Origin of the sequence: Sulfidibacter corallicola (assembly GCF_017498545.1) — a bacterium.
GTDB lineage: Bacteria > Acidobacteriota > Holophagae > Acanthopleuribacterales > Acanthopleuribacteraceae > Sulfidibacter > Sulfidibacter corallicola.
Window position 1 is genome coordinate 1,885,242 of sequence record NZ_CP071793.1, and the last position, 25,440, is coordinate 1,910,681.

The following is a 25,440-nucleotide window of genomic DNA, read 5'->3' on the forward strand; positions in this document are numbered from 1 at the left end:
CTGATTTTTTTCGTCTTTTCGTGGCGTGAACGCGTCCATCATGACCGAAACCGAACCTATTTTTCGCGACAAACTGCAGTGAGCCGAACTTCGACCATGGGTGTCATTGGCCCGTTTCCTCGTTGTTACTCCTAATTGAATGTGTCAGCCCTCTTCTGGAGGATTCTATTGATTGTCTCGTTCCGAAATGCACGGCCCCCACGATTGAGCCACCTGCTTCTCGCCCTGATCCTCACCTGCGCCGCCCATGCCGGCGACCCTCATTGCCCCAGGACATGCGAACCCCGAACCACCCCATCGATCCCCACCAAGCGTTCGCCGGCTCCGGCGGCGCCTCTGTTCCCGACCCGCTATGCCGGGGTTGCGCGCTCCGTCCCCGAACAACCCGCCAATTTCATCGATGCGATTCTGTTCGAGCTCCAGGACCAGGCCGGCATTTCGCGCACCTACCTGTGTGACGACCTCGCGTTCATGCGACGGGTCACCCTCGATCTCACCGGCCGCATCCCGACGCTCGAGCGCATTCTCGCCTTTCAGGCCGATACCGCCTCCGATAAACGCGCCGCCTACATCGACGAATTGCTGGCTTCCGAGGCCTTCGTCGTGCGCTGGTCCCACTGGTTCAACGAGTTGTTCGAAACCACCTACAAGGTCCAGAACACCCGCGGCGCGGCCGGTTTCACCCTCGGCTACCTCTACGAGGCGCTGCGCGAGAACCGGCCCCTCGACCAGATGGCGACCGAGCTGATCACGGCTCGCGGCAATTCCTATCGCGATTACGAAACCAACTACCTGCTGCGGGCCGGCGGCCTCGGCGGCATCCTCCAGGATCGCGCCGACAACGAAGCGACCCACATTGCCGACAGTTTCCTGGGCACCTCGCTGGCCTGCATCTCCTGCCACGATGGGCAGGGTTACCTGGACGACATCAACCTGTTCCTGGCCCAGCAGAAGCGCGAAGATTTCTGGCGCATGGCGTCGTTCCTGACCTTCAAGTCGATCACCAGCCAAAACAGTCTCGCCTACGGCTTCAACCTGAACGATCGCGAAGACACGCCCTATTACGCGGGGACGACCGACGGCATGCGCCCGCCCCGGTCCGGTGGCGTGATCCAGCCGGCCTACATCTTCGACGGGGCACCGCCCGAGCCCGGTGAAAATCCGGCCCACGCCTTGGCGCGCATGGTGGTGGCCGATCGCATGTTTGCGCGCAATTTCGCCAATCGGTTGTGGGGCCATCTCATGGCCCAGCCGTTTGTCTCGCCCTACAACGAACTGGACCCCTATCGGCTCGATCCCGACAACCCACCACCCGAACCCTGGACGCTGCAGCCCAATCGGCCGCGGTTGTTCGAGGCCCTCGCCGACCACCTGATCGCCAACGGCTTCGATCTGCGCCAAACACTGCGAACCATCGCCAACTCCCACAGCTACCAGCTCTCTTCCGATTATGCGGACGCCTGGCGACCCGAGTACGCGGCCTATTATCCGCGCCGGCAAATCCGCGAGCTGACGGGCGAGGAAGTCTACGACCAGTTGATCGTGTCTTCGGGCATGTACAGCCTGGCCGGAACGGCCTATCTGCGATTGGATCTTTCCGTGCCGTACGACGCCGCCTTTCCGTTCCATTTCGCCCACGAGTTGCCCGATCCCAACGGCGAGTACACCTACTTTCGTACGGCCGCCTTTCTGGAGACCTTCGGTGCCGGGAACCGCTATGACCAACCGCGCAGCAGTGATCCGAGCCCCGGCCAGGCGCTGTTGATGATGAACCATCCGCTGGTCGTCGAGCGCATCGGACCGGCCGCACACCTCGAAATCTGGCGCCCCGGCGACGGCTCCAGCCCCGGATATTACGAAGAGATTCCCGGTAGCCTGGCCATTCTGGCGAATTCGGACCTCGACATGGCCGAAAAGATCCGCCGGACCTTTCTCGCGATCCTGGTTCGCGAACCGACGCGGGCCGAACACTTCCGGGTCCGCCAGTTGATCGGCAAGCGCCACTTCGCCAAGGCCTGCGCCGACCTGCACTGGATTCTCTACAACTACACCGAACTTCGGATCAATTACTGAGGGGGCTCATGTGACGATGGAACGACGTACCTTTCTGAAACTCTGTGCCGCCCTCGGTGTGGGCCTGTCGGCGCCTGCCTTTCCCGTATTGGCCGGCGTACGGAAACGGCGCGACACCCCGCTGCACGAGACCGCGCGGAACTGTATTTTCATCAACATGCTCGGCGGCCCCAGTCATGTGGACACCTTCGACTTCAAGCCCGGTACCTGGACACCCGACACCTTCGGCGGCACGACCCTGCCCAACGGCGCGGCCTGGCCGGACGGGATCATGCCCCGTTTGGCCCAATTGAGCGATCGCTTCAGCCTGATTCGCTCGATGTATGCCGGCGAGCGCAATCACCAACGGGCCCAGTACCTGATCGAGACGGCCAATCCCTTCAATCCCGCCTCGCTGTTGCGCGCCGAGATTCCGCCCATGGGCTCGCTGGTCTCCCACGAGTTCGCCGGTTCACGGACCGCGGACGACGTGCTGCCGACCTTCTTCTCGATCAACCACCGATCGCGCGGGACCGGCATGTTGGCCCGGGAGCACGGCTCCTATTTCGTCTCAAAGCAACTCAGCTTGGATTCGTTGGCCCATCCCCACGGGGACCAAATCTTCGACCGCCGCCTGACGGCACTGTTCGAGATGGATCCCCTCAAACGGCGCAGCGACGATCCCGTCGGCCTGAACCACCTTTGGGAATCCGGCGCCAAGCTGATGAGCGACGAGCGGGTCGTGGACACCTTCACCATCGACTCGGCAACCTTGGAACGCTACGGCGGCGATAGCTACGGCTCGAACATCGCCTTTTCGTTGGCCCTGGCCTATCAACTTCTGGCCTCGGAGGCGGGGGCTCGCTTCATTCACGTCGGGTATTCGGATTGGGATCACCATTTCGGGGTCTACAACAATCTGTCGCTGCTTCTTCCTCGCTTCGATCAGGCCCTCGCTGCCCTGATTCACGACTTGGCGGCGACTCCGGGCAAGTCCGTCGGAAAAACGATGTTGGACGAAACCGTCATCGTGGCCATCGGTGAATTCGGGCGCACGCCGGGCGCGCTGAACTCCCTGGAAGGACGCGACCATTTCAGCGATGCGTTTGCGGCCCTGATCGCCGGTGGCGGCGTTCGGGGTGGGCGGGTGATCGGGGAGACCAATGCACTCGGCTCCGAGATCGTCGATCCCGGTTGGCAGGCGGGTCGCCCCGTCAGCTTCAGTGACGTGGCCGCCACGATCTACAGTGCGATGGGCATCGACTACCGCGGCTCGATCGACGATACGCCCTCCGGTCGGCGCTATCTGTACGTGGCCCGCGAGGCCTGGGCCGGCTTCCCGGAACCGATCGAGGAACTGTTTGCCTGATGGGTGCGGTTTGCAGGCGAGACCCTGTAACGGACCCGATTGATTGCTTTTCATGTCATGGAAGGAGCGAGCATTGAGCGTGCGAACGAAATTTTGGAACGCGATTACCGCGGGAATGGGCGTGTTCCTGTTCTTGGGCCCGATTCCGGCGTGGGCCGGTGGTGGCCCGATTGGCCTTGCCGAACCCGGAGGATCGTCCATTTCCGAAGGCGTCGTGTGGGCAAGGGCCGCGATCGCCAAACGGGGCGGGCCGGCCGCCAAGGCGCTCGCCGCCGGATCGCTGACCCTGGTGGAGGTCCGATCCAGTTTGACCGGAACCCGCTACCGGTTCCAACAGACGTTCGACGGCGTACCGCTTCATCGGGCTGGCGTCCTGGTCGTTCTGGGCGGGACCGGTGGTTCGCCGGTGGCCTTTTTCGATCATTGCCATGACCTCGGAACTACGGCCGGATTGGCCGGTCACCGCCGTGCCGAGAAACGGGCCACGCAGGACGCGATTGATCATTTGAAACGGACCTACGGAAGCGGTGTGGAGGTTGCGGTCCATTCGAATCAAACGGTTTATTGGCAAAGTGAAGACCGCGTGGCACCCGTTCGCCGCCTGCTGGTTCAGGTAGGTGGCGACGTCCGCGAGTTGCTGGTGGGTGAGCATGGCCGCATTCTGGCCGACGAGAGCCTTCTCGCTTCGCACCGCCATCTGGACCAGAATACCGCGACGGCGCGGCGGTCGATGCCGGCCAAGGCGACAGCCACGCTCCGTGAGGCACTCGATGCCTCATCCAACGGAAAAACGGTTGTCGGCAAGGGATTGGTCTTCGATCCCGATCCACGTACGGCATTGGGGCGTCACGATTTGTACGACGATTCGAATGCCGGCGACTTCGAGCCGGCCTATCGCGAGGTGGCCTTGCCGGACTTGCAGCAGGCGGCCGGCGGCATCGGCCTTTCGGGACCTTTCGTTCAGTTGACCGATTTCGATGTGCCCACCATTCCGCCCTCGACGCGTGAGGACGGGCAATGGTCGGCCCGCCGCGGCGACAGCGCCTTCAACGAGGTGATGGCCTACTTTCATATCGATCGCAACCAGCGCTACGTGCAGAGCTTGGGGTTCACGGGCGCCCGAGCCATTTGGAATCGACCGATCGCGGTCGATGTCCACGCCTTCAACGGCGCTGACATCTCGTATTTCGATCCGATCAATCGCCGTCTCGCGTTCGGGAACGGCTGTGTCGACGACGCCGAAGATGCGGACGTGTTGCTGCACCACTACTTCCTGGCCCTGCTACACGATGTGGCACCCGAATGGGGCGGTGGCGACAGCGTCGCCATCGCCGCCGGATTCGGGGATTTCTGGGCCGTTTCGCGCAGCCTTGCCGGGCCATCGGGTCGGGATTTTTCCCCGGAACGCGTGTTCCATTGGGATGCCTACGGCGGGGCCTATGCCTGTTGGGAAGGCCGCCGATTGGATTGGACCGAAGCCCGTTACCTTCCAGAACGGCTTTACGGTGTGACACGCGACGAAGCGGGCTATAGCGGAGCCGAGCTGTGGGGCAGTGCCCTCTACCTGGCCGGTCTGGAGTTGGAAGCCGCCGGTGCCAGCCTGCACGACCTCGATGCGATCGTCCTCGAAAGCCTGTTCGGCGTCGGTTACGGGGTGACCATGCCCCAAATGGCGCGTGGCTTGGTGGCGGCCGCGCGGGCGCTCTTTCCGGAGGGCCCCCACGACGAGGTGCTGCGACAACAATTCCTCCACCATCAGATCTTGCGTACCGACGTGCCTGTGTTGGCGTTGCAAGCGCACGCCTTTCAGCGGGCCGGTGCCAATCGCAGGCCCGATCCCGGCGAGACGGTGGGCCTGATCGTCACCATCGCCAACGAGGGGGAGGCGGCCCTGAGCGAAATTTCCGTCGAAATCGGGGCTGTCGAGGGAGTCGTCGCCGCCAGTGACTCCGTGACTCTAAACGATTTGGATCCAGGACGGCAGGCGAGCAACAGCCGGCAACCCCTGCGCCTGACCGTCGACAGTGCCGTGAATTGCGGTGCCGGGATTCTGGTGCCGATTCGGGTGCGAGCTTCGATCGACGGGGTGCCGGCCGAGCCGATCGAGCTGTCGTTGCCGGTCGTTCTGGGTCAACCGTTGTTCGAACCCGTGGGGATCCAGCCCGGCTTGGTGATTCCCGACAACGACGAGACGGGTGTGTCCAGCACGATTCACATCGAGGACGCACCGGCGGCGAGGTTCAATGGAACTTTTCGCGTCTACCTGGACATTCCCCACAGCTATGTCGGCGATCTTCAAGTCAGTCTGCGCACCCCGGATGGCGAAGTGGCGATGCTGGTGGATCGGCCGGGGGACGGCACGGATGAAGGCGATCGATTGGAAGGGTTTTTCCCCGACTTCGTCCATTTCGGTACCGTGTGGGCTTCAACTCTGAACGGGGACTGGACGCTGATCGTGAAGGATCTGGCGCCGGGCGATACCGGCTACCTGGACCGTTGGTCGATTCACATGGATTACGGCACGATCTGCGATGTGGACCGCGATTTCGAACCCAACCATTACCGGCACCTGGTGCTTCCACCGGCGGAGGATGGTTGGTTGACGACCCTCCAGGTCATCAATCCCGGCGAGACGCACACGAATCTCTCCCTGAGCGGCTACGATGCGAGCGGTACGCTCTTGGACAGGCTGTTTTACAACCTGGCCGGCAAAGGAAGCCTGAGCGGGCGGGTTGAAGAACTGTTCCCCGGCAACCGACCTGCCTACGTCCAGGTGGCGGCCGAGCGCGAGGTGTTGGCCTACGGCAACAGCGAAGATGCGCAACAGCGGCAGTCCGTGGCCATGAACGCACCGGCCCAGGGAACGGAGACCCTGATCGTGCCCCACATTGCCGAGGATCCCGCGTTTTGGACGCGCGGCACACTGGTCAACGTCGGTGAGGGACCCAGTGCGCCCTACTTCGCCGGCTTCAACGATTACCCGATCCCCATCGAACTTGGCGAGCCGGGGCAAGCCATGGCGTTGGATTTCCAGAACGATTTCTTCAGTCCGCCCATTGCCGCCGGCGCCGGTTGGGGACGGTTGGCAGATCCGCTCCACGATGGTGGGGCCTTGGCCGGGGTGGAGCTGTTCGGGCTGGGACCCGAATCCAACTACGCGGCGGGACTGACGCTCGACGACCGCCTGAACGAGCACCTGATCATGCCCCATCTTCCCGCGGACAAGGCGACCTGGTGGGCGGGCGTGGTCCTATTGAACCCTTTCGAGGAGCCGGTGTCGGTCACGGCCCGTATCTACCCCGAAAGCTTCGATTACCAACCGGTCGTGATGTTGGCCGAACAGTCATTCGTTTTGGAGCCGCGCACCAAAATCTCCAAACTGGTGGACCAGTATTTCCCCGGGACGGATATTTCGGCGGGCGTGTGGATGGAGTTCCTCGCCGATCGGCCGATCGCCGGGTACACCTTGTTCGGAACCGCCGATCAGCAGGGCGACATGGCCGGATTGGAAGGTGTCTCCGGGGGCGCCTATCTCCAGGCCTTGCCCTACCTGCCGCACGCGGTGGACGGCGCCTATCGCTGGACGGGCCTGGGTTTCCTCAACCTGTCCGATCAGCCGACTTCCGTCGTCCTGCTTCTCTACAGCGAGCAGGGTCTTCTGACAGGCCAATTCTACGAATTCCTGATGCCCAAGGGAAAATCGGTTCAACTGCTCGACAGCGAGGACTTTGATGGATCGACTTGGACCGACGCGCGCTGGATCGAGGTGCGGTCCTCCGTGCCGGTCGTCGCCTTCCAACTATTCGGCAACGCCGGATCGGACATGGTCAGCGGCATCAACGCGTTGCGGGCCGAGGGCGCCGAGGTGCGCGACAAGGCTTCTGCAGTCGGTTCGGATCAGACGCCCAGGGCGGTATGGTCCCGGTAGGGGAGAGGCTTCGCGAAGCATCCCCTCAATGGTTCAGGGTAGTCTCTCGAGGGCTTATGGCGTTTGGTGAGAAGCGTCTGCGATTGGCGATTTCGAATCGGACGATGTATGCTTGAAAAACAAACTTCGCCTACTCGGATTTGCTGAACATATCGAGCGGAGAATGCAATCAGCTCTGGGCACCCTTATGTTGGAGGCTTGCCATGTCACACCATACTAGATTGGTTCTCGGTGAATACTTCGATGACTTCATTGCTTCTCTGATTCGCTCTGGGGCTTTTCGATCACCGAGCGAGGTCGTCCGCGCCGGCCTAAGACTCCTGGAAGAACAATCAGATCGAGCGCGAGTTGTTCGGGAACTGGTTCGAGTAGGGACGGAGGCTGCCGATCGCGGGGATTTCGTGGATCTAACTCTTGAAGATCTCTATGCCGAGATCGACGCTGTCGAGCCAAAGTCCGTACCTTGAAGCTCAAATTTACAGCACCTGCGGCTCGGGATTTACGGGCGATTTCCCGGTTTACCGATCATCGTTGGAGTGCCGATCAGAGAAAGCGGTATGTTGGATCCCTTTACGAGCGTTGTCGTTGGCTGGTGGAAAACCCGTTTCTTGGCAAGCCTCTCCCCGTATTCAGTCCAAACCACAGAGGGTACCCTGAAGGGTCTCACTACATCGTTTATCGAGTTGTGGAAGATCGATTGGAAATCATTCGCGTATTGCACCAGCGAATGGATATCGACAGCATGGTCGACTAAGTGAACGTTGAGAGACGCTTGTTACGGGCGCGGTGGAAACACACCCGTGTGGGCAATGCAGTAGCGAAGGACTTGGTAGGGTTGCATGTTCAGGTGTGCTTCGCCGCCGCCGGTCTCGGTCAGCATTGCGTCGTTCATTTGGACAGAACTCAGGGGATCGGAGAGCTCTCCGTAAATCTGGACACCGACCCCTCCGGAATCCTGAAAAATGGAAATGAAGCCATCTTGCGGAGATGCGTTATCTGCTAAATCTTGCTCCGCGAAGGCCTCGTGTCTGTGAGTTGGGAGATGCGCATCTTCGAGGACAACGAGGTTGGCGCCCACCTGATCACCCAGGCTAGCGGGCGTCAAATCGGGCCCCTCACCAAAGCCCATCGCCGCTCTGCCTTTGATGTCCGGTACCGCGAACGTCGTTTGCCCATCCCCGCCGTAACGCGCCCCGATCACCGCAAAAAGTGCGGGAAATTCTTGGATATTCCGCGTCGCACCATCGCAATCCAGCCAGCCATCCGGAGCATAGGTGTATGGAAAGGTGCGTATTTCACCAACGTACGGTTCCGACATCCGGTTCCTCCCTAATTTCGCTCCGGGTAATGCCCCGTCAGCGAGATGATGTAGTTGACGGCGATGGTCGCCATTCGATTTTCGTGGGCCTGGCCTTCCCCTGCGAAGCTAATTGTTCCTTCAGGGAACGCCTGTAACCTGTTTCCCTCCGTTTCGGGTTCGTAGAACACCCCTTCCACGGTTGCCACAAGGGCGTTTTCCGGGCTCGTCGCCGTGGCCGGATCCGAGGAACCCTGCATCGAGTGGTGGTGTTTCGGAAGGTCCAAAATCGTCAGTTTCACCGTTTCACGACCGGCCCGCGAGCCAACGTCTCTCGGGATGCGAGGATCCAGACTGTGGTTACCCACGGGAATGCGCCCGCGTAAGTCGGGTAGGCCAAAAGTGGTTCTACCATCGCCGCCGAATGTTGTGCCCAACAAAGAGAAGAGTGTGGTGTGCTCGCTAATCGAAAGCAATTTGCCATCACAAAACGCCCAGCCTACCGGCGCGTAATCGCCGCCGAAAATACGAACCTCTCCCAAAAACGATTCACTCACGAATGCCTCCTTCCTCGCTCATTCAAGGTTTTGGTGGGAAAGCGCCGGCCAAGGCAATGCAGTAGTTCATCACCAGGGTGGGCTGCACATTTTCGTGGCCCGATCCACTACCCGCGTCGCTCACTGACTTGTCTGCGAGCTTGACCAGGTTGGTCGCGGCATTGACGTAGGCTGGTTTGGGTCCGGCGGCCAGGTATCGATCCCTGGCGATGGCGAACTGGGTCGCCTCGGTTTTGAATGCTCCGAAGGTGTGGGTGTGGGCAGGAATCTGGTCCTCCGTCAAGTGAACCAGGGTCTCCCCACCCTCAGCGCCGATTTGAAAGAGACTGCCATCCATGCCAATTGGGGTGCGTCCCCGCAAATTGGGCATCCCGAACGTCACATTACCATCTCCCCCAAATATGGTCCCAATCAAAGCGAACAAGGCCTGATTCTGGGAAATGGGAAGCACTTGCCCGGCACATTGGGCCCAATTCTTGGGTGGGAAATCAAATCCGAAACACCGAATTTCTCCCAAATAGGGCTCTCCCATGGTATGTCCTCCTTTCAGCTCGACACCGCCCAAGCCAACAGAGTTCGATGGTCGCGATCAATCCAACACTTTGCACAAAAAACCCAATGCTTGAATCTACTTCGAGCAGCACTTAGGCGATGTTATTTTTTTTGGATCTTGTGTTGAAAACATATCATAATTTTGAATAATCCGAAAAACATAACAGTTATTTTTTGATGAATGCGCTATTTTTCTTCGTAATGCTATCTGTAAACCAATTTACGGCCGACACTTTCGGTTGCAGATTTACACCACCGAGTGGCTGAGAAGACCAAGTCTCCCTGAACAAGGAAGAAACACTTGTCCGGTTCCGTGTAACCGGACAATTTTGTCCACGAATCCCTTGAATTACACGAATCAAGGCATTTCCACGAATGATTCGCGCAGTGCGGCCGGTCCTTCAAAAATTGGGAATGCGGGATCCGAGGGTGATTTTTACATTCGTGTCAATCTGTGTGATCCGTGGACAACTTTTTGGGCGCGCCTTCCGCTAACTCATGCGCTCGCGCAGGCTTTGCAAGCGCTCGGCGAGGTCGAAGAAATGGTGGCGTTTGAGGTGGGCCTCCACCTCGGTGTCCTGCTGCGCGACACCGAAACTCTGTCGTCCCTCGAGGATTTCCTGGTAGGTCAGCGTTCGTCGCGGGCGGTCGCCTCGGATGCGGCCCACCTGACGCGCCAGTTCCGGTCCGTAGCTGTTGCTCAGGATGAGCACGAAATCCTCGGGGGTGAGCGACTCGGGCGCATGGACATCGTGGCCCGCCTCGCGATGGCGTGCGTATTGGTTGTCGAAACAGGCCACCGGTACGGTCGATTCTTCCGCGTGATCTGCGTTCAGGGCCTTCAACTGGCGCGCATAGTGCCCAAACGGCAGCAGGCACAGGCGCCGGCCGCCGCCTTCGCCAACCTCGCGTCTCAGCTTTTCGACCAATCGGAAGATCGCCGCCCGCTCGGAAGAGGTGGCCCGATTCGGGTCGAAGCGGGCGGTGCTTTCCGCGTGGGAATAGACCTCGGTGAACAGTGGCGGCAGCCGCTTCGGGTGGGTTTCCGCCAGGGCTGCGAGGTCTCGCAGAAACGGAAAGTAGGCGCGCTCGCGAAGTTCCGGGCCCGCGTGCTCGAATGCCCCGCACCCCGCCAGGCGGCGCAGGCAGGTCAATGCGTATTCGAACTGACCGCCACACAACGCGATCAGGGCCAACTTCCACAGGCGGGTGTCTGTGGGCGTGCGCTCCTCGGGATTGGGCAGGCTTTCCGGTGCGCGGAGGAACAACGCCTCCCCGTAGGTGAGCATGTTCTGCGTCCGAAGACCGATCGCTTCGCGCGATGGCGACATCCGCTGCAGCGAAGTGAAATCGATGAATCGGAACCCGCGCTGAATCAAATAGTTGAAGATGTCGCCGAAACACTTCTGATCCTGGTACAGCGGCTGGAACTCCACTTCCAAGGCGATGGCCAGGATCGATTCGCTCAAGGCCTTTTCGGCGCCTGTCAGGATGTCGAACTCACTGCCCTGGGTATCCAGGGACAGGTAATCGGGTGGGGGCGGGCAGGGGCCGCCTCCGTAGCAGAGCGCGTCCAGGCTCGTGGCTTCCAGGGTGCGGGTTTCCATGATGCGGCCGGTGTCGCCGAGCTGGTAATCCATCGGCCCTTTTTCGAAATCGTAGTGGTACATCGCGAAATCGCGGCACGTCTCCGAAATCTCGAGCAGGGAACTCAGGTTTGGGTCGTAGCACAGGTGAAACGGTTTCGAACCGGTGCGGGCATCGATGCACCGGGAGAGCGCGGTGCCGCCATCGCCCGTCGCTGACTTCATCTCCGCCAGGCAGTCGGTGTCCGCATCGTAGTAGACCGGGTGCACGTCTCGGTGAAACGGTTCCGGCGGCACGAAACCGCCGCTGCCTTTGCGTCCGCCGATATGATGGGCGACGATCATGGACGGGTGGGGCATGGCCCTGCTCCTGGGTGGATGGTGCGAATTCGAGATCGAGTCGAACGTTCAGGCCGAGGACGCGGAGTCGAACACCTTGTCGCCTGGAGTGATACCTCACCGATACCGGAGAGCCCCGTGGCGGGACGCGCGGCGGGGTGACCCTTTGCGGCAATCAGAGGTTGAAGGTGTTGTCGGGCGGTTCCTCGGAGACCACGCTCAGATCCTCGATGACATGCTCCAGGATCTCCTTGTCCCACTCCAGGAACTCGAGGCCGAAACGGACCTTCATGTCTTCGATCAAGCTCCAACAGATGCGGCCCGTGAAGCGGAAGTCCCTGCCGGAAACCCGCATGCCGCCGGCGACCTGGCTCATGTCCTCCAACGCCGCCCAGATTTCGAGGTCGACCATCAGGCAGGCGCCGCCGCGGCTGAGGTTCACGACCTGCATGCCGGGCCGCTCCTCGGGAAAAATGAGAAAGCCGTCGCCGTCACAGGGAATCCGCTGGGAAACCCGTTGGTTTTGAAACATGAGCTGCACCACCTGTCGCCATTCGATGAAGCGCGCGGTCAAACCTGCCGGCAGGTCGCCGCGCCGCTTTTCTTATTTCGCGTCTTCAGTACTCGTGTCTGCCTTTTTTTCGGCAGTTTCGGGAGAATCTTCACCCTCTGGTTCGTTCGGAACGGCCGCTTCGGCCGCGGGCGCCTCTTCGGTGGTGTCGTCGGATTTGGGCGTCGGATCCGTGGGTGTCAGGTCCAGGTCGCCTTCCTCCTCGGCCTCTTCTCGCATTTCCTGCTCGAGGATTTCGATTCGGTTCTCGCGATTGACGATCTCGTTTTCCAATTTGGCCAGGTCGTCGAAAAACTCTTGAAGGGTGGCCTTGTAGGCGTCCTCCTCGAGCGCTCCCGATTTGACCGACTCGTACACGTACCGACCCAATTCTTTGTACTTGACGTTGATACGGTGTCGGATTGAAGCGATTTCAACGCGCAAGGTATTGATTTTCCAGTGTTTTTCGGCCTTGCGGGAAACCTTGACGGAGATATCTTTGGTGAATTCCCAGATACGATCCATCAAGGGGCGTTCTTGTTCCGCCATGCGTGCTCACCTCCAGGATTTGGGACCCAATTATAGCGCCAGACGCAAGGGGTTGGAAAAAAAATCGGGTGCCTGGGAAACTGCCGCGAACGCATCGAAAACAGGCCGCGATGCAAGCATGCCGCAGGAAGGCAAAACCGGGGAGGTTTTTCGCAGGAGAACGATGAAGCCGCGTTCAAATCCCGCCCGGCCTCGTGTAGAATCGGGGCCAACCCGCAGCTTCGATCATCCCCTCGTGATCTCATGATCCATTCAAGGAGAGCTTCGTGAATCAGTTTCCCCGCAACGATTTTTCGCAGTTGAATCCCCCGGTTCGCACCCTGATGGGCCCCGGCCCCAGCGATATCCACCCACGTGTCCTGCAGGCGATGGCCGCCCCGACCATCGGCCACCTGGATCCCGCCTTCATCCGCATCATGGACGAAATCAAAACCCTGTTACAAAGCCTCTTCCAGACGAAGAACGACATCACCTTTCCCGTGTCCGGCACCGGTTCGGCGGGCATGGAGGCCTGCATGGTCAATGTCGTCGAGCCCGGCGATCGCGTCGTCATCTGCCGCAACGGCGTGTTCGGCGCCCGCATGGCCGACATCGCCCAACGACTCGGCGCCGAGTTGGTGGAAGTGGTGGTTCCCTTCGGAGAAGCCTTCGACCTGGGTATGATCGAGGAAGCGATCGGCGGAAAGCCGACCAAATTGGTGGGGGTCGTGCACGCCGAAACCTCGACCGGTGTCTGCCAGGCCCTGCCCGAAATCGCCGCGTTGGCCCATCGCGTGGATGCCTTGCTGCTGGCCGACTGTGTGACCTCGCTGGGCGGTATGCCGGTGAACCTGGACGCGTGGGGCGTGGACCTGGCCTACTCGGGTACCCAGAAATGTTTGAGCTGCCCGCCCGGATTGGCGCCGGTCAGTTTCTCCCCGCGCGCGGTTCAGGCCCTCAAGGATCGCAAAACGAAAGTGGTCTCCTGGTATCTGGATCTCACCATGCTGCTCAACTACTGGGGCGGCGAGCGGGCCTACCACCACACGGCCCCGATCAACATGCTCTACGGCCTGCGCGAGGCGCTGCTCGTGGTCCTGGAAGAGGGGCTCGAGGCGGTTTATGCGCGCCATCGCCGCAATCACGAAGCCTTGGTGGCCGGCATCGAGGCCATGGGCCTCCGCATGTTGGTCGAACCGCAACTACGCCTGCCCCAGCTCAACACCATCGTCATTCCCGACGGTGTCGACGATGGCGCCGTGCGCCGCGCCCTGCTCCAGGATTACAATATCGAGATCGGCGGTGGCTTGGGCGCGTTGAAGGGTAAGGTTTGGCGCGTCGGCTTGATGGGCCACGCCAGTCGCCGGGAAAACGTGGTCACCTTTCTGGCCGCGCTGGAATCGATTCTCAGCGGGCAGAAGGCATCCATTCAACGCGGCAAGGCCTTGGAAGCCGCGGCGGCGGTGTAACCCATGGCACTCGATCCCCGCGTTCGCAAGAAGTTGATCCGGGTGTTGGGCTCCGATTACGTCAAGGACGACCCGATCACCTGCTACAGCTACCGCTGCGACGGCCTCACCTTACATCCGGCCGAGCCCCAAGCGGTGCTGTACCCCGCCGATCGCGACCAACTGGTTGCGGCGGTGCGGATCTTGAGCGAACAGGGGATCTCCTTCCTGCCGCGCGGCGCGGGCACCGGCCTCTCGGGCGGCGCCGTACCGCGCGAGGGCAGTGTCCTGATCGAGATGGTGCGTTTCCGCGCGATCGGCCCCATCGATCCGGTCAATCGCACCATCGAGGTCGAGCCCGGAGTGGTCAACCTCCACGTCAGCCATGCGGCGCAACCGCACGGCCTGTACTTCGTGCCAGATCCCAGCTCCCAGAAAGCCTGTTCGGTGGGCGGCAACGTCGGCGAGAATTCCGGGGGGCCGCACACCCTCAAATACGGCGTGACCGTCAACCACGTGGTCGGCCTGGAAGTGGTGCTTCCCGACGGGGAGGTGGTCGAGCTGGGTGGACCCGCCTGGACGACGCCAGGCCCCGACCTGCTTTCCCTGTTCATCGGCAGCGAAGGCACCCTGGGCATCGTCACCAAGATCATTTGCCGCCTGACGCCCTTGCCGGAGCGGGTCCACACGATGTTGGCCGTATTCGGTTCGGTGCGCGAGGCCTGTGAATCGGTTTCGGCCATCATTCGCGCCGGGATCGTGCCCGCGGCGTTGGAGATGATCGACCGCATCGTGATCCAAGCGATCGAGCAGACGATTGGTGCCGGATTCCCCACCGACGCCGAGGCGGTCCTCATCGTCGAATTGGAAGATCTTCGCGAAGGGCTGGACGCGGAAGCGGAACAGATCGAAACGATATTGCGCGCCAACGGCGCCGTCGACGTGCGGCAGGCGGCCGACGAGGCCGAACGGGCCCTGATTTGGCGGGCCCGCAAAGAAGCCTTCGGCGCCTTGGGCAGCATTTCACCCAGTTTCTACACCCAGGACGGAGTCATCCCGCGCAGCGCCCTGCCGCGCGTGCTCGAGCGGATTCTGGCGATTGGCGCCGCCCACGGCCTGACCATCGCCAACGTGTTTCACGCCGGCGACGGCAACCTGCACCCGCTGATTCTGTACAATTCACGCGACCCGGCTGAGATCGAGGCGACGCACCAGGCGGGCCGCGAAATCCTGGAAACCTGTTTGGCCGAAGGGGGTTCGCTGTCCGGGGAGCACGGGATCGGTCTGGAGAAGTCGCACCTGATGGACGGCGCCTTCGATGAAGTGTCTCTGAACCATATGAAACAGGTACGCGCGGTCTTCAACCCTCGGGAACTGTTGAATCCGGGCAAGATCTTTCCGCAGCCGGGCCGATGCGGCGAACTCAAGGGCCGGCCCGGCGATGCCGCCGCACAGTTGCGCGCCAAGAGCGGTATTCGGGTATGAGTCCGTCTTCCTCTCCCGGCGCATTCACCGTCTTTCAGCCCGGTAACCCGGACGAGGCCGCCGCGTTGCTGGCCGATCGCACCCGCACGGGCCAACCCCTCGCCGTCGTCGATCGGATTCCCGAGCCTGGCGAGCTTCGCCGCGACGTTTTGTCGGTACGACAGTGGCGCAACCAACGGTTCTTTCATCCTGCCGACATGGTCGTCGGCGTGGACAGTGGCCTGCCGATGGCGGAACTTCATCGGTTGTTGGCCGAGCAGGGCATGCGCCTGCCGGTCGGCTGCTGGTTCGCCGGCGATTCGGTGGGCGCGGTTGCCGCGGCCAATCGATTCGGTCCGGAGCGCTTGATGCGCGGCGGTTTGCGCGATTCCCTGATCGGCATGGAGTATCTGACCCCGACCGGCGAATGCGTTCGGGTCGGCGGCAAGGTCGTCAAGAACGTGACCGGTTACGATCTGGGCCGCATGATGTTGGGCAATCGCGGCGGTCTGTGCTTGATGACCGGCTTGAACTTCAAGGTGATGCCGGCCCCGGTGCAGCCCCACGGGCTCTTTCTGTCCGCCCCGGACAGCTCCTGGCGAGCGGGCGTCGCCGCGGCCCACGCGGCGCGCTTACCGCTGGATTGGCTGCAGGCCGTGTGGCGCGACGGCGGTTGGTTGGTGGGCATCGGCATCTCCGGCAATGCCGCACGCCGGGAACGTCTGGTCACCGAACTCCGCTCGATGTTCGGGCAACCCTTGACGCTGTTCGCCGACGGCCGGGAAGAGGCGCCGTTCGATGTGTTCGCGCCGGAGCACCGACTGTGCGGTTTCCTTTCACCGCATATCCCACTGTCCCGGCTTGGCCTCCACGTCCACGGGCTCTTCCCGACGCGCACCTTTTTGGAGTCTGTCGACCTGGATGGTCTGGCGACGCCCGGAGACATCCTGGTCGTTCATCCGATCGGGGGCGATTTTCACCTGCTGGCGCCGTCGGATTCCGCGGCGGAGCGCCAGGTCTCTCAGCTTCGCGACCGGTTTTCCGAAGAGCGGGGAAGTCTGGTTTTCGAGAAGGTACCCACCGCACTGCGTGAACGATGGGGGCGCGTCGATCCGCTGCCGCCGGAGCGAATCCTGATGAAACGGCTCAAACGTCAGTTGGATCCGGCCGGGATTCTGGTATCGTCCTTTTTTGATTGAGATTCCCCACCAAATGCCGATGCCGCAGGTATAGGGCATCACGCGAATGCGGCGTCGGACGAAACCACCAGGCGAAGGTAGCGACTTTCCCATGAGCAGCAATCCCGAAGATATCAAACCGGCCGAACCGGTTCACGAAAGCACGCGCGAAACCCCTGAGCGGGAGACCGGTGCCGCCTTTTCGGGCAGCGATCTCTACGCCGGTGTTCCCTTCGAAGATGTGCTGCAATGCGTTCACTGCGGGCTTTGCCTGGATGCCTGTCCCACCTATCGCACCCTCGGGGCGGAACAGGACAGTCCGCGCGGCCGGCTCTACCTGATGCGCGGATTGTGGGAAGGCGATCTTTCCGCCGATGATGCCGTGACCGCACCACTTTCGCGTTGTCTCGACTGTCGCGCCTGCGAGACCGCGTGTCCGTCCGGAGTGCCCTACGGACAATTGCTGGAAAAAACGCGCGGGGTCTTGGCGCGCCATCGAAAGCCGGGCCTCGGAACGCGCCTCTTTCGCGATCTGCCCCTGGATTTGCTGCCCGCCCATACGAACCGCCTGATCTGGTTCAGCCGGTTGATGCGACTCTACCGCAAGTTGGGTCTCGCCGCGCTGATCGCCCGTTCGCCCTTGAGCCACCTGCTTCCGAAGCGCCTCGTTCACGCCCATCGCCTGTTGCCGAACTTTTCCGGGCGCTCGTTCAAGAAGCGGCACGCCGACAAGGTCTTCGCGCCCTTGCACGATCGGCTGCCCGTCCGGCGGGTGGGCCTGTTCACCGGATGTGTGATGGACGTGGCGGACAACGACATCCACGAGGCCGTGCTGCACCTGCTGCGTGTGGCGGGTTGCGAAGTGGTGATTCCCGCCGGGCAGACCTGCTGCGGCGCACTTCAGGTTCACGCCGGGACCCGGGCGGCCCCACGCGCCCTGGCAAAACGGAATTACGCCGCCTTTGCGGAGGATTCCCTTTCGGCCGTCATCGTCGATGCCGCCGGTTGTGGCGCGCAGTTGAAGGAGTACCACCATTTGTTTTCCGATGCGCCGGCGGATACCGATCCGAAGTGGCGGGAAGGGGAGCGGTGGCATCGGTTCGGCGCGATGGTTTGTGACATTCTGGACTTCCTGGCTGGAATCAAAGGTTTTGTGGCGGCCAATCGCTGGAACGATGCACCCTTGCGCCTGATCTATGATGCACCCTGCCACCTGGTCCACGCCCAGCGCATCGACGCCGGGCCCCGCGCACTGCTGGCCTCGCTACCCGGTGTCGAACTGGTGGTGCCCAGCCTCGCCAATCAATGTTGCGGCGCGGCCGGAATCTACAACGTGCAGCATCGGGAGCTCGCCGAATCGGTCCTCGAAGCCAAGTTGGACGACCTGACTCGAACCCTGGAAACCCAACCCGAGGCGACGGTGCTCGTCACGGCCAATCCGGGTTGCCTGTTCCAACTGCGACACGGCGTAGCCAAGCGCGGATTGCCGCTGCGAGTGCTGCACCCGGCCGTGCTTCTGACCGAGCGATTGCTGCCCGAACGAGCGTGACGGCTCGTTACGACCTCGGTGGTTTGTCGCGGTGATCGTCGATACACCGTCCCGTGGGGACCACACCTTCCTCGGGTACTGACGACTTGGCCGGTTCCGAGGTGTCCTGGTCCGGGGCGAAGGCGCGTGTCAGGGTATCGATGACGCGGGTGCAGGTCGCCAATTCTTCGGGATCGATCTGCATCGCCACTTGCAGGAGTTTCTCACCCTCGCGAGCGCGGATGCCTTCGAACGCCTGGCGTCCCTTGTCGGTCAGGCAGATCAGCCAGGAACGGCGGTGCGCCGGGTTTGGGCGGCGGGTCACCAGATCCGCGGCCATCGAATCGTTAACCATGCGCTGGATGAACTGGCGGCCGGTTCCCAGGATTTGCGCCACGCGGGGCACGGTGGCATCCCCGTGGTCGTACAGGATCTCCAGAACCGCGCGCATTCCCACCGAAATGCCCGTGCCTTGTAACTTGTCCTCCACCGCTCGGGCGAGGTTGCGGTAGAGCGGGCGCACGTAGCGGATGAGATCGTAGATGCGTTCGGGTTCGGCGTTCATGAGCGGATCCTTCTCTTGGCAGGGGATGTGGCGGGTGCCTCGCATCGACATGCGGGCCGGTTGGGGATGTCGTTCCAGGAACATCGACAAGGCTGAAGTGCATTGTAGCAACTCGACGTGCTCGCAAGCCGAGAGATTCTTCGTGTAGGGCCGGTAAGGCAGGAGCGGTAAGGAAGGGCCGGCTCATCAGGTAGGTGACACCATCGAAGCGATCCATCATTAATAGTCAAGAGCACGAACCGACAAGGCGGGCGTTAAGTTTGATTTCGGGAAAGAAACGACGCGAAGTTAGCCGGCTCGGAGAGCCCGCATGCATGCAAGCGACGTAAAGCCTGTAGGTTGGCCCGCTGGGCCGACACTTCGAAGTAACAAATCTCAAAGTTTCCGTATCTCGAGAGAGACGTAAGGCCTGTAGGTGAGCCGGGCCGCGCAGGTAGCTTGGTCCACCAGTCGAAGCGATTGAGCAGCAATATTTTGTGCCATTGAGAGATCTGGAGGCCCGACTTGTCTGCTTCGCTCTTTTCCCGCTCATCCTTGCGGAGCGTGGATCGCTTCGGCAAGTCGGGCCAGCGGAGCGCGTGTGAAAACATGGCTCGTGTTTATTGTTTTCAGGTTAGTTAGATTGGTTTTAAGGCACTTATGCGATGCGACCAAGCCGGATTGAGTCCATTTGCGACGTTTTCACACAGTCTCCAGCGGCCCAACCTACAGGCCTTACGCTCCTCTCACGATGCGGGAACTTTGGACCTCACGGCTTTCGATTGGGGTGGTGAGGGAAATGATCGGCTTCGCTCTTTGGTGTAATTGATTGCTGTTGCTTGGGTTGCTTCGACTGGTGGAGCAAGCTGCCTGCGCGGCCCGGCTCACCTACAGGCCTTACGCTCCTCTCACGATGCGGGAACTTTGGACCTCACGGCTTTCGATTGGGGTGGTGGGGGAAATGATTGGCTTCGCTCTTTGGTGTAACCTGCTTCCGTTACACGTGTTGCTTCGACGTGTCGGCCGGGCCGGCCAACCTACTGCCGCGCCGACCCTCAAAGCATGCGGGGACTCCTCGTGTGGGTCGCTTCGAAATGTTCAGCCGGTGGGCTTGCCGCCGAGAGAGGCGTGGTGCCAGGTAGGTCGATCGGCTCGATCGACATTCCGGAGCCGAAAACCCCGCGGAACCCGAATGGCGAGAGGGGCACCGCCACAACCGCGTGGATTCCGAAGCAAGGCGGGACCTCCGCCTGCCGGCGGGGCGGAGATCTCGCGTGTGTCACTTTGGCGGTTGAGGAGTCTGCTTCGTTAGAGGGGGACGAACGCCTTGCGGTGTGGGCGCGGCATCGGGATCGAAACCCGCGAAACGGATCGGACGGTTTCGCGCACATCTCTCGGTGCATGCCGTGCGGCACCGCCAGGGGTTAGGAGGCCTTTTTCACCGGTGCGGCGGCGAACGCCTGATTCAGGGTTTGTAGGACGCGCAGGCAGGCACTCACATCATCGGCGCTGATGTTCTCGCCGATTTTGGCCAGGTTCGCTTTCTCCTTCTCGTGGATGCGTGCAAATTCCCGTTCGCCCGCTTCGGTGATGGTGAGGACCTGAACGCCTGGCTGCTTGGGATCGGGTGCCACCGTCACCAGTTCCTGTTTGACCAACGCGTCGGTGGAGGGATCCAAGCAGGAAGCGATGCCGGTGATCTCCGCGATGGTGGTGGTGGCGCTGGGTCCGCAGGCCTTCAAAACTTCCAAGACGGCGCGCATCGCCACCGTGGTGGAGGTTCCCTGGAGATTGGCTTCCACGGCTTGGAAAACGCCGCGGTACAGGGGGTTGATGATTTGGATCAGCTCGTAGATGCGGTCGGAATGATTGCTCATGGTGTCATCCTCGTTGGGTGAATTAATGACAACTGAGGTGTCATTGATGTGTAACATAGCACCTGAGGTGTCAAAATGCAAAGAGGAATTCGCACCTCTTCCACACCCGATGTCCGGGCCGTCGTCGGAGCGGTGTGAGGGAAAGGCGTTGACGGTATTTGGACAGGTCGAATGTCGTTATTTGGGCAGGTGTCGAAATGTTGACAGACTGTTGTGAGCGCTCTTGTATCAACGTTAATGAAATCAGCGATTTAAGATTGATGCGTGCAAATCGCACGATGGCATCGCCCTTGCCCTTTTCGGGGCTAGCGATGGGGGGCATTCTTTATTTGCCGCGCCCAGTAGGAACTCCGATTATTATTTCGTATCCCGTGTAAATTTCCTTCTATCACTATATTTTCAAAAACAGCGGGCATGGGTGGGCCTTATCGGCTTCCAGCCCGCGGCAATTGGGAAGGGCTTCAGCCACTGCAGAATGATATCGGCGAGTTCCATTTACCGTTGGTGTGACTCGAAACATGGAATCCAGCCCCAGGCCGGATGATCGTGCCGCGAACCTGATCGTAAGGGTTGGGTCGCGTGCCATCCGCTCGGGGCCGGGGACCCGGGAGACCGTGACCAGGATCTCTCCCACGGGACCCTCCTGATTCGTGTCGCCCCGCGAACTCGAGGAGTGAGCACGTGAAAGACCTCAAATGGCTTGGCCCCGTAGAGCCGGTGACCCGATTGACGCCGGAGGGCCAACCGCTTTTCGACATTTTGGAGATTCGGTTCGAACAGGCCGTGTCGCAGCTCGATCGCTACTGTTTCCAGTTGTCCTCGTTCGAAAAAGACCTTCAGATCGAGGACTTTCTGCACAAATCGGCACAGTTCTCCGTGCTTTGCGGCGCCAATATGGACGTGGAAAAAAAGTACCGTGGCGTGATCACCCACTTCAGCATTTGCCCCACCAGGTACGGCAAGAAGGTGAGCGGCAAGCCGGGAAGTCAGGAAAAGTACACCTACGAGATCGAAGTGCGGCCGTCGCTTTGGTTGTTGACCCGCAACCTCGATTCGCGCGTGTTCACACGCCGGGGGACCGTGGTCGACATCGTGACGGAAGTGCTGAAGTCGGCCGGGATCGCCCACGAATGGAAACTCCTGAAGGGTAACCGGAAGCGAGCGTACCGCGATCGCGAATTCTGCGTGCAGTACCGGGAGACGGACTACGACTTCATGCGTCGCCTGCTGGCGGAGGAAGGGATCTGGTTCTCCTTCGATCGCGTCGAGGATCGGGTGGTGTTCTACGACGGCCTGCAGGAGGTGACCGCCTCGTGGCCGCAAAAGGAGATGGAGTACAACGAGGACAAGTCGTTCATGATCGGGCGGAGCCATCTGGAGCGCATCACGGATTTCCGCTACACGCGGTCGATCGGGGTGGGCGACTTCGAAATTCAGGATTACAACTACGAAACGGCCGACGTGGATTTGAGCTTTCCTCAAGTGGGGAAAAAGGCACCCTTGTACAAGAAGCACCACATCTACGAGCATACCGCCGAGTTTCGCAAGGAACCGTTCGGCAGGCAGAAGAGCGAAGAGCTGCTACACGCCGAGAACGCCCGCACCAAGGTGGCGAAGGGCAAGGGATTGTGCCGATCCCTGGAGGCCGGCGACCGGACAACCATGACCCACCACTTCCACGAGGCCTTCAACGTCGCCTGGTTCGTGACCCAACTGGAAGTCAAGGCGCAACAAGGCGATTACCACGTGACCTTCGAGGCGTTGCCCATTTCCGAACCTTACCGACCACCGCGGCTCACCGGGCTTCGACCGCACATTTCGGGCGTGCAGACCGCGACGGTCACCGGCCCCCAGAACCGCAAGGTGTATCACGACGAATTGGGTCGCTGTAAGATCCACTTCCATTGGGACCGCTTGAATCCCAAATCGGAGCAGGCCTCCATGTGGGTGCGCGTCTCGGAGGGTTATGCCGGGCCGAAATACGGGACCCAGTTCATCCCGAGGGTGGGTCACGAGGTCCTGGTCAGTTTCGTCGACGGCAATCCGGACCATCCGGTCGTGACCGGCAGGGTCTACAACAGCCAGAACAAACCTCCGCTGGGTCCGGGCAAGCGCTTCCAGAACATCATCAAGACCATCAAGGACAACCACCTGCTCTTCGATGACAGCGACGGCAACGAGCTGTTGGAACTGCGTGCCCAATGCAACATGAACACGCTGGTGCTCAACGACAGCACGGAGACCGTGGGCGCCCGGAAAGTGGTCACCGTGAAGGAAAAGGACTACGTGGAAACGGTGGAAAAGGGCAGCAAGTTCCAGACGATCCATGGCGATCACCAGCGCATCGTCAAAGAGGGCAACGACGTGATTCAGGTCCAGAAGGGCTACATGCTGCGCGAGGTCAAGTACAGCGAAACCCGCATCGTCAGCGACGGCGGCCGGGACACGGGCATCGGCGGCAACGACACCCTGCACGTTTCCGGGGGCTATTCTCTGGTGGTGGGCGCGCCCAAACCGAAGGCCGGATCGATCGGGTCGTCCTCGGGCGGCAACCCCGACCACACCGTATCGGTGGCCAAGGGTAAGGCCGACCTGACCGCCGGCAAGGGCCGGACCGTCGTGGTGGAAAAAGGCAATTACCGGGCGGCCGTGAAGAAAGGCAGCATCGCCTTCAAAGCGCCTTCGGGATCGATGGTGGGCAACGCCAAACAGATTAGTTTGGAGGCGGAAAAGTCGATCATGCTGAAAGTCGGCAAGAACTTCATCGCCATCATGCCCGACAAAATCATTCTCAACGGCCTCAACATCGCCAGCACGTCGCTCGGCAAACACGAAATCGCGGGCGCCCTGGTCACCATCAACTGATGCCGTTCAAAGTGGGGCCAAGCTCGATCTCATGGATGACCATGAGGTGTGGAACCTAGGGTGGGAAGACCGGCCGATCGGCCGGGATTGTGAGGTGATTCTTGTTTCAACTCATCGACTCGATTCGTCAACGGTGTGACGACTTCATCGATTACGCCGATGGATCGCTGCTCCTCTTGCAATCGAACGCCTTGGAAGCGGGCGCCGCGCTTCGCGTACTCTCGGATCGGGATCGGGTGGACGACTACAACCTGTACTGGCTGGTCGGTGAGGACTTTACCGGCGTGGACGCCCTCGCCGATCACATCGAGGATCGGTTGGGGCGCGACTATCAGTGCTATCTGATGGACCTGAAAATGAAATCGTTCGGGGCCGGCCAAGGCGACGGTGAGGACGCGATACCGGATCCCTTCGACGGTATGGACCTTTCGTCTTCGCAGGATTCGGAAGATCATCCCGAACTCGCGGACGACCCGCTGGCGGATGATCCCCACACCATGTTCCTGGATCTGGGCCTCGCCCACACGGCCGTCACCCCCACGCCTTCGAATCTCGCCGGCGGCGCCCATGTCGCGGCGTTGGACCCCTCGCCGGAAATGCCCGAGCCGGTCGAGGACCTGTTCGGAGACCTGGACCTCGATGAGGGAGGTTCCGATTCGGGCGAGGACGCCACCCAGGAGCTCATGGCCTTGCTGGAAGGCGGCCTGGAGCTCCCGCCCGGGCGAGCGGAAGCGATTCAGGAGCATATGTCACAGTTCGAGCGGGAACTGAGCCCCGCTGAAATCGCCGTGATGACCGCGGAGCTGGATCCGCCGCAACCGCCGCCGCCGAAAACGGTTCCGGAAGAGGAACTGACACCGGAAGCGCGGGTGATGCGTTGCGTGCGCTACCTTCTCGGATTCCTGCCGCGCGGTTCCAGTAACCGTTTGGTTTTGGGCTTGTTGCCAGGAGAGATCGAGGATCGCGAGCGCTTGTTGGGTTTGCTGGAATACATTTTGGCGCAACCGGAAGCGGGCCAGGATTCCCAACTCTGCATGATTGCGCGCGACCAGCCCGGAAGTGTCGAATGTGCCCCGGAACTCTTGGAGCGACCCGACGTGGCGGCATTCGAGTCGGTGTTCGACGAAGCCGGCGCCGATGCCGAAATCGCCGCGCGTCTCGAGGACCCCGAGATCCCGATGGAGGAACGAATCGGGCTGCTGTACATGGGCGCGACGCGCGACGCCCAGGCCGCGCGACGCAATCCGGCCGAGGCCAAGTTCGAAGACATGCTCGTCCTGCTGGCGGAACGACCTCAATCGACGATGGAGACCCTGGCCCACATGGGTCTGGGCGACCTGTGCATGCGCCACAACGAGTGGCCCGAGGCCCTGGCCTGCTACGAAAAGGCCGCCCGCGCGGTGGTGGTGGAAGAGCGGTCGATGCTGCACCTGGAAGTGTCCCGCAAACTGGGGGAGGCCTACTTCTACCTGCAGCGCTACGACGAGGCCGAGTGGGCCTACGGCGCGGTCGTCAACCTGGCCTCGGAAGCGGAAAAACCGGATCTCATGCTCGAGGCCGTGGAACGGATCGGCGTGTGCCGCGCCAAGCAGGATGATTGGCGGAACGCGGCCGAAACCTGGCAGGTCGGCGTCGACCTGGCCCGCGACCACCGCCAACCCGATGCGGAACGCACCCTGCTCAAGCACCTCAAGAAGGCCTGGTCGCTCCTGAACTGCAAAACCGAAAAAATGCGCGTGGCCCAGGCCCTGAAACAGGTCGGCGCGGCAACTTGATGA

19 protein-coding genes are annotated in these 25,440 nt (G+C 61.2%); 11 read left to right on the forward strand and 8 right to left on the reverse strand.

Going from position 1 to position 25,440, the window contains the following annotated elements:
• The first annotated feature begins 168 nt into the window (after window positions 1–168).
• The 5 genes from J3U87_RS05450 to J3U87_RS35210 all read left to right on the forward strand — a co-directional run bounded on the left by J3U87_RS05450 (window position 169) and on the right by J3U87_RS35210 (window position 8,103).
• Window positions 169–2,073, forward strand: a complete 1,905-nt coding sequence (locus tag J3U87_RS05450; protein ID WP_237382021.1) for a DUF1549 domain-containing protein — start codon at window positions 169–171, stop codon at window positions 2,071–2,073.
• A gap of 16 nt (window positions 2,074–2,089) precedes the next feature.
• The gene (locus J3U87_RS05455) at window positions 2,090–3,421 is read left to right on the forward strand and encodes a DUF1501 domain-containing protein (protein WP_237384482.1); all 1,332 of its coding nucleotides are present in this window, start codon (window positions 2,090–2,092) and stop codon (window positions 3,419–3,421) included.
• A 79-nt stretch (window positions 3,422–3,500) separates the two neighbouring features.
• Window positions 3,501–7,349, forward strand: a complete 3,849-nt coding sequence (locus J3U87_RS05460) for a proprotein convertase P-domain-containing protein (RefSeq protein WP_237384483.1) — start codon at window positions 3,501–3,503, stop codon at window positions 7,347–7,349.
• 203 nt (window positions 7,350–7,552) lie between these two features.
• A complete protein-coding gene (locus tag J3U87_RS35205) occupies window positions 7,553–7,816 on the forward strand; it encodes a type II toxin-antitoxin system ParD family antitoxin (RefSeq protein WP_420038254.1) in 264 nt (87 codons plus the stop codon).
• Window positions 7,813–8,103, forward strand: coding sequence for a type II toxin-antitoxin system RelE/ParE family toxin (locus J3U87_RS35210; RefSeq protein ID WP_420038255.1), 291 nt, complete (start codon window positions 7,813–7,815; stop codon window positions 8,101–8,103). The genes J3U87_RS35205 and J3U87_RS35210 overlap by 4 nt, the downstream gene beginning before the upstream one ends.
• Before the next feature lie 21 nt (window positions 8,104–8,124).
• Here the strand turns inward: J3U87_RS35210 and J3U87_RS05465 are convergent, their stop codons facing one another.
• The 6 genes from J3U87_RS05465 to J3U87_RS05490 all read right to left on the reverse strand — a co-directional run bounded on the left by J3U87_RS05465 (window position 8,125) and on the right by J3U87_RS05490 (window position 12,779).
• Window positions 8,125–8,667 (reverse strand): phage tail protein, encoded by a 543-nt coding sequence (locus tag J3U87_RS05465; RefSeq protein ID WP_237382022.1) that lies wholly within the window; start codon window positions 8,665–8,667, stop codon window positions 8,125–8,127.
• Window positions 8,668–8,678: 11 nt separating this feature from the next.
• Window positions 8,679–9,203 (reverse strand): phage tail protein, encoded by a 525-nt coding sequence (locus J3U87_RS05470; protein WP_237382023.1) that lies wholly within the window; start codon window positions 9,201–9,203, stop codon window positions 8,679–8,681.
• 22 nt (window positions 9,204–9,225) lie between these two features.
• A complete protein-coding gene (locus tag J3U87_RS05475) occupies window positions 9,226–9,735 on the reverse strand; it encodes a phage tail protein (protein WP_272932461.1) in 510 nt (169 codons plus the stop codon).
• A 511-nt stretch (window positions 9,736–10,246) separates the two neighbouring features.
• A complete protein-coding gene (locus J3U87_RS05480) occupies window positions 10,247–11,701 on the reverse strand; it encodes an FkbM family methyltransferase (RefSeq protein WP_237382025.1) in 1,455 nt (484 codons plus the stop codon).
• 154 nt (window positions 11,702–11,855) lie between these two features.
• Window positions 11,856–12,212 (reverse strand): PilZ domain-containing protein, encoded by a 357-nt coding sequence (locus tag J3U87_RS05485; RefSeq protein WP_237382026.1) that lies wholly within the window; start codon window positions 12,210–12,212, stop codon window positions 11,856–11,858.
• A 72-nt stretch (window positions 12,213–12,284) separates the two neighbouring features.
• Window positions 12,285–12,779 carry a hypothetical protein gene (locus J3U87_RS05490; RefSeq protein WP_237382027.1) on the reverse strand — a complete coding sequence of 165 codons (495 nt, stop codon included), beginning with the start codon at window positions 12,777–12,779 and terminating at the stop codon, window positions 12,285–12,287.
• A gap of 323 nt (window positions 12,780–13,102) precedes the next feature.
• Here J3U87_RS05490 and J3U87_RS05495 point away from each other — a divergent pair, with 323 nt between their 5' ends.
• From J3U87_RS05495 to J3U87_RS05510, 4 genes are all read left to right on the forward strand, one after another.
• The gene (locus J3U87_RS05495; RefSeq protein WP_420038285.1) at window positions 13,103–14,227 is read left to right on the forward strand and encodes a pyridoxal-phosphate-dependent aminotransferase family protein; all 1,125 of its coding nucleotides are present in this window, start codon (window positions 13,103–13,105) and stop codon (window positions 14,225–14,227) included.
• A 3-nt stretch (window positions 14,228–14,230) separates the two neighbouring features.
• Window positions 14,231–15,691 (forward strand): FAD-binding oxidoreductase, encoded by a 1,461-nt coding sequence (locus tag J3U87_RS05500; RefSeq protein ID WP_237382029.1) that lies wholly within the window; start codon window positions 14,231–14,233, stop codon window positions 15,689–15,691.
• A complete protein-coding gene (locus J3U87_RS05505; protein ID WP_237382030.1) occupies window positions 15,688–16,869 on the forward strand; it encodes an FAD-binding oxidoreductase in 1,182 nt (393 codons plus the stop codon). Before J3U87_RS05500 ends, J3U87_RS05505 begins: the two co-directional genes overlap by 4 nt.
• A gap of 91 nt (window positions 16,870–16,960) precedes the next feature.
• A complete protein-coding gene (locus J3U87_RS05510) occupies window positions 16,961–18,397 on the forward strand; it encodes a (Fe-S)-binding protein (RefSeq protein ID WP_237382031.1) in 1,437 nt (478 codons plus the stop codon).
• A gap of 7 nt (window positions 18,398–18,404) precedes the next feature.
• On the opposite strand, the gene J3U87_RS05515 is transcribed toward J3U87_RS05510, so the two are convergent.
• Together J3U87_RS05515 and J3U87_RS05520 are read right to left on the reverse strand one after the other, a co-directional pair.
• On the reverse strand, window positions 18,405–18,941 hold the full coding sequence (locus J3U87_RS05515; RefSeq protein ID WP_237382032.1) for a MarR family winged helix-turn-helix transcriptional regulator: 537 nt from the start codon (window positions 18,939–18,941) through the stop codon (window positions 18,405–18,407).
• A 1,403-nt stretch (window positions 18,942–20,344) separates the two neighbouring features.
• Complete coding sequence (locus J3U87_RS05520; protein WP_237382033.1) at window positions 20,345–20,797, reverse strand: MarR family winged helix-turn-helix transcriptional regulator; 453 nt, start codon at window positions 20,795–20,797, stop codon at window positions 20,345–20,347.
• Between the two features lie 681 nt (window positions 20,798–21,478).
• Between J3U87_RS05520 and J3U87_RS05525 the strand changes: the two genes are divergently transcribed.
• Both J3U87_RS05525 and J3U87_RS05530 read left to right on the forward strand, forming a co-directional pair.
• Window positions 21,479–23,662, forward strand: a complete 2,184-nt coding sequence (locus tag J3U87_RS05525; protein WP_237382034.1) for a type VI secretion system Vgr family protein — start codon at window positions 21,479–21,481, stop codon at window positions 23,660–23,662.
• Window positions 23,663–23,763: 101 nt separating this feature from the next.
• Window positions 23,764–25,437: a tetratricopeptide repeat protein gene (locus tag J3U87_RS05530; RefSeq protein ID WP_237382035.1), complete on the forward strand. Its 1,674-nt coding sequence runs from the start codon at window positions 23,764–23,766 to the stop codon at window positions 25,435–25,437.
• Window positions 25,438–25,440 lie beyond the last annotated feature (3 nt).